The organism is Mycobacterium sp. (genome assembly GCF_035314665.1).
GTDB lineage: Bacteria > Actinomycetota > Actinomycetes > Mycobacteriales > Mycobacteriaceae > Mycobacterium.
The window spans coordinates 1-6,126 of record NZ_DATFZD010000212.1; the positions used below are offsets into that span (position 1 = coordinate 1).

The 6,126-nt window shown below is 64.6% G+C and carries 5 protein-coding genes; 3 read left to right on the forward strand and 2 right to left on the reverse strand.

Going from position 1 to position 6,126, the window contains the following annotated elements; genetic code table 11:
• From VKI00_RS15915 to VKI00_RS15925, 3 genes are all read left to right on the forward strand, one after another.
• A partial coding sequence (locus VKI00_RS15915; RefSeq protein ID WP_324438953.1) for an LLM class flavin-dependent oxidoreductase occupies positions 1-829 on the forward strand: 829 nt, incomplete at its 5' end.
• Positions 829-1,845 carry a zinc-binding dehydrogenase gene (locus VKI00_RS15920; protein WP_324438955.1) on the forward strand — a complete coding sequence of 339 codons (1,017 nt, stop codon included), beginning with the start codon at positions 829-831 and terminating at the stop codon, positions 1,843-1,845. The genes VKI00_RS15915 and VKI00_RS15920, both read left to right, overlap by 1 nt.
• A 105-nt stretch (positions 1,846-1,950) precedes the next feature.
• Positions 1,951-3,408, forward strand: coding sequence for an APC family permease (locus VKI00_RS15925; protein WP_324438968.1), 1,458 nt, complete (start codon positions 1,951-1,953; stop codon positions 3,406-3,408).
• On the opposite strand, the gene VKI00_RS15930 is transcribed toward VKI00_RS15925, so the two are convergent.
• Complete coding sequence (locus VKI00_RS15930) at positions 3,394-4,023, reverse strand: DUF5134 domain-containing protein (protein ID WP_324438970.1); 630 nt, start codon at positions 4,021-4,023, stop codon at positions 3,394-3,396. The genes VKI00_RS15925 and VKI00_RS15930 overlap by 15 nt on opposite strands.
• On the reverse strand, positions 4,020-6,126 hold a 2,107-nt coding region (locus VKI00_RS15935), incomplete at its 5' end, for a copper-translocating P-type ATPase (RefSeq protein WP_324438972.1). The genes VKI00_RS15930 and VKI00_RS15935, both read right to left, overlap by 4 nt.

The window sequence follows — 6,126 nt, forward strand, 5'->3', positions numbered from 1 at the left end:
CATCGATCCGATCGAGCAGCGCCGGATGATGCACGAATCGCTCGAGGCGATCCTCGCACTGTTCCGGGCCGCACCCGGTGAGCGGATCAGCCGGCACTCGGATTGGTTCACGCTGCGCGATGCCCAGTTGCACATCCGGCCTTACACCTGGCCTTATCCGGAAATATCAACGGCGGCAATGATTTCCCCGTCCGGACCGCGGCTCGCCGGCGCGTTGGGCACGTCGCTGCTGTCGTTGTCGATGTCGGTGCCGGGCGGCTACGCGGCGCTCGAAAACACCTGGGAAGTCGTGTGCGAACAAGCCGGCAAGGCCGGACACGACGAACCCGACCGCGCCAACTGGCGGGTGCTCGGCATCTTGCATCTGGCCGACACGCGAGATCAGGCGATCGACGACTGCACCTACGGCCTGCAAGACTTCGCGAAATATTTCGGCGCAGCCGGGTTCGTGCCGTTGGCCAACCTGGTCGAAGGCGCTCAGTCACCCCGCCAGTTCGTCGAAGACTACGCGGCGAGGGGCAATTGCTGCATCGGCACACCCGAGGAAGCGATCGGCTACATCGAGGGTCTGCTGGACCAGTCGGGCGGATTCGGCGGTTTCTTGTTGCTCGGCCACGACTGGGCATCGCCGGAGGCGACCTACCACTCCTATGATTTGTTCGCCCGCAAGGTGATTCCGCATTTCAAAGGTCAATTGGAGGCGCCACGGGCATCGCATGAATGGGCCGAAGGCATGCGTGAACAATTGCTTGGCCGCGCCGGCGAGGCGGTGGTGAAGGCGATCACCGAGCACACCGATGAACTCAAGATGGAAAGCGAGAACAGCTGATGCGTGCCGCGGTGCTACGGGAAGGCCGCATGGTCTATCGCGACGACGTGCCCGACCCCGTTCCGGGTCCGGGCCAGGTTCTGGTCGGTGTGCGATCGTGCGGGATCTGCGGCACCGACCTGCATTTCGCTGCCCACGGCGCCGAGGTGCTGTCGCTGAGCGGTCAAATGGCAGAAAGTCTCGGCGGCGGCATGAACGTCGACTTGAGCCACGACATCTTCATGGGCCACGAGTTCAGCGCGGAGGTGCTCGACGCCGGCCCCGACACCGAAACGTTCCCGACGGGAACGCTGGTCACCTCGATTCCGGTGCTGATCTCAGGCAAACATGTCGAACCGATTGTCTACAGCAACAAGACGGTTGGCGGCTATGCCGAGCGGATGCTGCTTTCGGCGCCGTTACTGTTGCGCATTCCCAACGGCTTGGACCATCGACACGCTGCGTTGACCGAACCGATGGCGGTCGGGCTGCACGCCGTCAACAAGTCGGGCGTTGAGCCCGGCGAGACCGCGCTGGTCATCGGTTGCGGTCCGATCGGCATCGCGGTGGTCGCTACTCTGAAGTCCCGCGGTGTTGAAACGATTGTGGCAGCTGACTTTTCGCCAAAGCGTCGGGAGCTCGCCGCTACCATGGGCGCACATCAGACGCTCGACCCCGCGCAGGGCTCGCCATTCGACACCGTCACTCCCGCTGTGGTATTCGAGGCGGTCGGGATACCCGGCATCATCGATGACGTGATGCGCAGAGCCAGGCACGGCACGCGGTTGGTCGTTGTGGGCGTGTGCATGCAGCCCGATACCGTGCATCCGTTCTTCGCCAGTGTCAAGGAGTTGAACGTCCAGTTCGTTGTCACGTATGACGCGAAAGAATTCGCCGACTCCTTGCGGGCAATCGCCGAGGGCGATATCGACGTCACCCCGGTGGTCACCGGCGACGTCGGTCTCGAGGACGTCGGGACAGCGTTCGACGATCTCGCCGACCCCGAACGGCACTGCAAGATATTGGTCACCCCGTAGGCCGCAGACGGCTTTGACCGCGCCTTTGTCAGGCAACCGGATCATTCGTTGTTGTATCTTGAGCCAAGCTGGCTAGCTCACCACGAATCCTCCGGAGGAGGCACGATGCCGACGCCAGCGCTCAGCCTGCAACGGCAGATGCTGCGGCGCCGGCCGGTGGGCGGTGCCCCGGTCGCAGACGGGGCTTCGGATCACCTGCAACGGAGTCTGGGAACCTTCCTGCTCACCATGTTCGGCGTCGGCGAGACCGTCGGTGCGGGCATCTTCATCGTGCTCTCGCAGTCGGTGCCGCAGGCCGGCCCGGCGGTGGTCATCTCGTTCATCCTTGCCGGCATCGCGGCGGGTCTGGCCGCGGTCTGCTACGCCGAGATGGCCTCGGCGGTACCGGTTTCCGGATCGGCGTACTCGTACTGTTACGCCACCCTGGGCGAGCTCGCGGCAATGGGCGTCGCGGCGTGCCTGCTGCTCGAGTACGGCGTCTCCACCGCCGCGGTGGCGGTCGGGTGGAGTCAATATCTGAACAAGCTGCTGGACAACGTCTTTGGAGTTCATCTGTCGCAAGCGATTTTGGCGGGCCCATGGGATTTCGAGCCGGGTGTGATCAACCTGCCTTCCGTCATTTTGGTGGCGATGTGCGCGGTCCTGTTGATCCGGGGTGTCAGTCAATCCGCCAAGGTCAACGCAGTCATGGTGGTGATCAAACTCAGTGTGCTGGCGATATTCGCGGCTATCGCACTCACCGCGTTCAAAACGGACCGCTTCGCCGACCTGGCACCGTTCGGCGTCTCGGGCATCAGCTTGGCGGCTGGCACAATCTTCTTCACCTACATCGGCATTGACGCAGTATCCACCGCCGGCGACGAAGTCAAAGATCCGCAACGCACGATGCCGCGGGCAATCATTTACGCCCTGCTGATCGTCACGGGTATCCAATTACTGGTCGTGGTTGCCGCAATGGGTAGCCAGCCGTGGCAGGAGTTCAGCGGCGAAGAAGCGGTGCTGGCCGTGATCTTGGACCACATCACCGGAAACACCGCGGGCAGCACCCTGGTATCGGCCGGCGCGGTGATATCCATCTTCTCGGTGACCCTGGTGACGTTGTACGGCCAGACCCGCATCCTGTTCACGATGGGCCGTGACGGTCTGCTGCCGGCGACGTTCGCGAAGGTCAACCCCCGCACGATGACACCGGTCGGGAACACCGTGATCGTTTCGCTCGTGGTGGCAGCCCTGGCCGCCCTGGTGCCGCTGGACCGCCTGGCCGAAACGGTCTCGATCGGCACCCTGACCGCGTTCATCGTGGTGTCAGGAGGCGTGATTCTCCTGCGCATTCAACAACCGGATTTACCCCGTGGTTTCCGAGTGCCGGGCTATCCGGTGACGCCGATCCTGTCGATCGCGGCGTGTGCCTACATCCTGTTCAGCCTGCACTGGTACACCTGGATCGCGTTCAGCGGCTGGTTAGTGGTGGCGTTGGTCTTCTACCTGGTGTGGGGTCGGCGCCACAGCGCACTCAACGACAGCGGCGCAACCGCCGTGCGCGCGGGCTCAGATCCGAAATAGCGTGGCGAGGAAGAAGATAGCCATACCCGCGGCCATCATCGCCTGACCCAAGTCACCCAGCGACCGGCGCGGAGCCGTCTTACGACGCCGATCCAGGACATACCGATAAGTCCAGAAGACCGCTGCGACTGCGAAGCCGACGGCACCGATCCAGCCCACAACGCTGAACCACAGCGGCGATTCGTTGGTGGCCGGCATGTTCGTCGAAGACATGTCCATGCCTGGCATCGACGTATTCGACATATCCGGCGCAGTGCTCGATCCGGCCGGCATCAGATGACTGTCCATGATGGCGAACATCCAGGCCGTCGCCAGCATCATCACGCCGTGGTAGAAGTACAGCTCCCGCCGGGTGGTCGTTCGGACCGCGAAGATGGCCATCGCGGCAAACGCCACCGCCGCAAGCAGGAAAAACACGGCGGGTCCCGTCGTGGGAAGCTGTGTGCTCCACGGCCAGGCCATCACCACCATCGCAACGGCCATGACGAAATGCAGTGCATGGTTGACGGCCGACGTCCACGGACGGGGTTTGGTGACGACCGCTACCCCATATTCGACAGCGGTCAGCGCAAACAGTCCGGTGACCACCCATCGGAGCACGATGTCGTGAATCATGCGTCGCGACCAAATCGGCGCAGCCGCAGCGAGTTTGTCACCACACTCGCCGAGGAGAGCCCCATCGTCGCGCCCGCAACGATCGGGCTCAGCACGCCCAGCGCGGCAAGGGGGATCGCGGCGGTGTTGTAACCGAAGGCCCAGCCGAGATTCTGATGGATCGTCCGCAGGGTTTGTCTCGACAGCTCGATTGAACGCACCACACCGTCGAGCCGGCCGGACATCAGCGTGATATCGGAGGCCTCGATGGCGACATCGGTGCCGGTGCCGATCGCAATGCCCAGATCGGCTTGCACCAAGGCGGGCGCGTCGTTGACGCCGTCACCAACCATCGCAACCACGCGGCCCTCGCCCTGCAGCCGCTGAATCTCGGTCACTTTGTCCTGCGGCAACACCTCGGCCAGCACCCGGTCGATGCCGACCTGCTTCGCGATCGCCGCGGCCGTGCGGGCGTTGTCGCCGGTGATCATGACGACTTGCAGCCCCATGTCGCGCAGTTGGCGGACGACGTCGACGGCGTCCTCCTTGACCGTGTCGGCCACCGCGAGCACACCCACGACCTGGTCGTCCCGGCCGACGAAAACCGCGGTGCGGCCCTGCTCTTCCAATTCGAGGGCGGCCAGAGCGAGGCCGTCGGGCACCGACAACTCGTGCTCGTCGACGAGCTTGCGCCGCCCCACCAGCACGGATCGCCCGTCGACCTGCGCCCGCACCCCATGTCCCGCAACGCTTTCAAACTCGGCGGCGGGCGGTATCTTCAACCCCCGCTCGAGCGCACCAGCGACGATCGCCGCGCCGATGGGGTGCTCGGAGCCGGACTCCACCGCCGCCGCGATCCGCAGCACCGGATCTGGCTGGCGCCGCCTGCGGGCAACAACATCGGTGAGCTGCATCTGGGCGCGGGTGAGGGTGCCGGTCTTGTCGAACACGACGGTGTCGATCTTCTGAGATGCTTCCAGCACGTCGCCGCCCTTGACCAGGATCCCCAAGTCCGCGCCGCGACCGGTGCCGACCGTGATCGCCGTCGGGGTGGCCAGGCCCAACGCGCACGGGCAGGCGATCATCAGCACCGAAATCGCGGCGGTCATGCCGCCCACCGGGTTGGCGGCCAACAGCGTCCACCCGACAAACGTTGTCGCGGCAACGCCAATCACCGCCGGCACGAACACCGCCGACACCCGGTCGACCATCCGCTGCACCGGGGCCTTGCGGCCCTGTGCCTGCTCAACCAGGCGCACGATTTGCGCCAGCGCGGTGTCGGCCCCAACGGCGGTGGCGCGCACGGTCAATACGCCGTCGAGGTTGACCGTTGCTCCTGCGACACGGTCGCCCGCGGTCTTCCCAACCGGAACGGACTCGCCGGTCAGCATCGACTCATCGACGGCCGCGCGTCCGTCGACGACTTCGCCGTCGACCGGGATTTTCTCTCCCGGCCGTACTCGTAGCAGATCCCCGACCTGGACCTGATCGATGGGGACCAGAATTTCTTGTTCGTCGACGAGCAGGCAAGCTTCCTTGGCGCCCATCTCCAGCAGCTTGCTGATTGCCTCCGACGCCTTGCCCTGGGCTCTGGCCTCGAAGTAGCGGCCCAGTACGACCGATGCACTGATGAGTGCGGCGGTGTCGAAATATACGGGGCCGCCGGTGAATAACTGAAAGACGGAGTAGCTGAAGGCGGTCATCGTGCCCAGCGCGATCAGCGTGTCCATATTCGCGTTGCCGGCGCGCGCCTGCTGCACCGCCCCTTTGAGAACCGGCCATCCGGAGACGAATTGCACCGGTATCGTCGCGGCGAAGGCCAACCATTTTGCCCAGGGGTAGGCGGCTAAGAATGTCGTCAGCCCAAAGGACAGCAGCGACAACGGCACCGCCAGCCACACTCGCCGCAACCATGTCCGCTGCTGACGCCTGCCCTCCTCGGCCGGCGACACCCCGCATGAGCTCATCGGCGCCGGCGCACAGCCGCCGCAACTTGCTATCTCGGTCGACGTATCGTCTTCCGGCGCGCGGCCGAACAAGCGGCGAATCCCGCCGCTGAACTTCCGCGTCCCAATGGTTTTGCGCGCACCCACCGAGTGCGGAGTGCGCGCAGGCACCAACTCT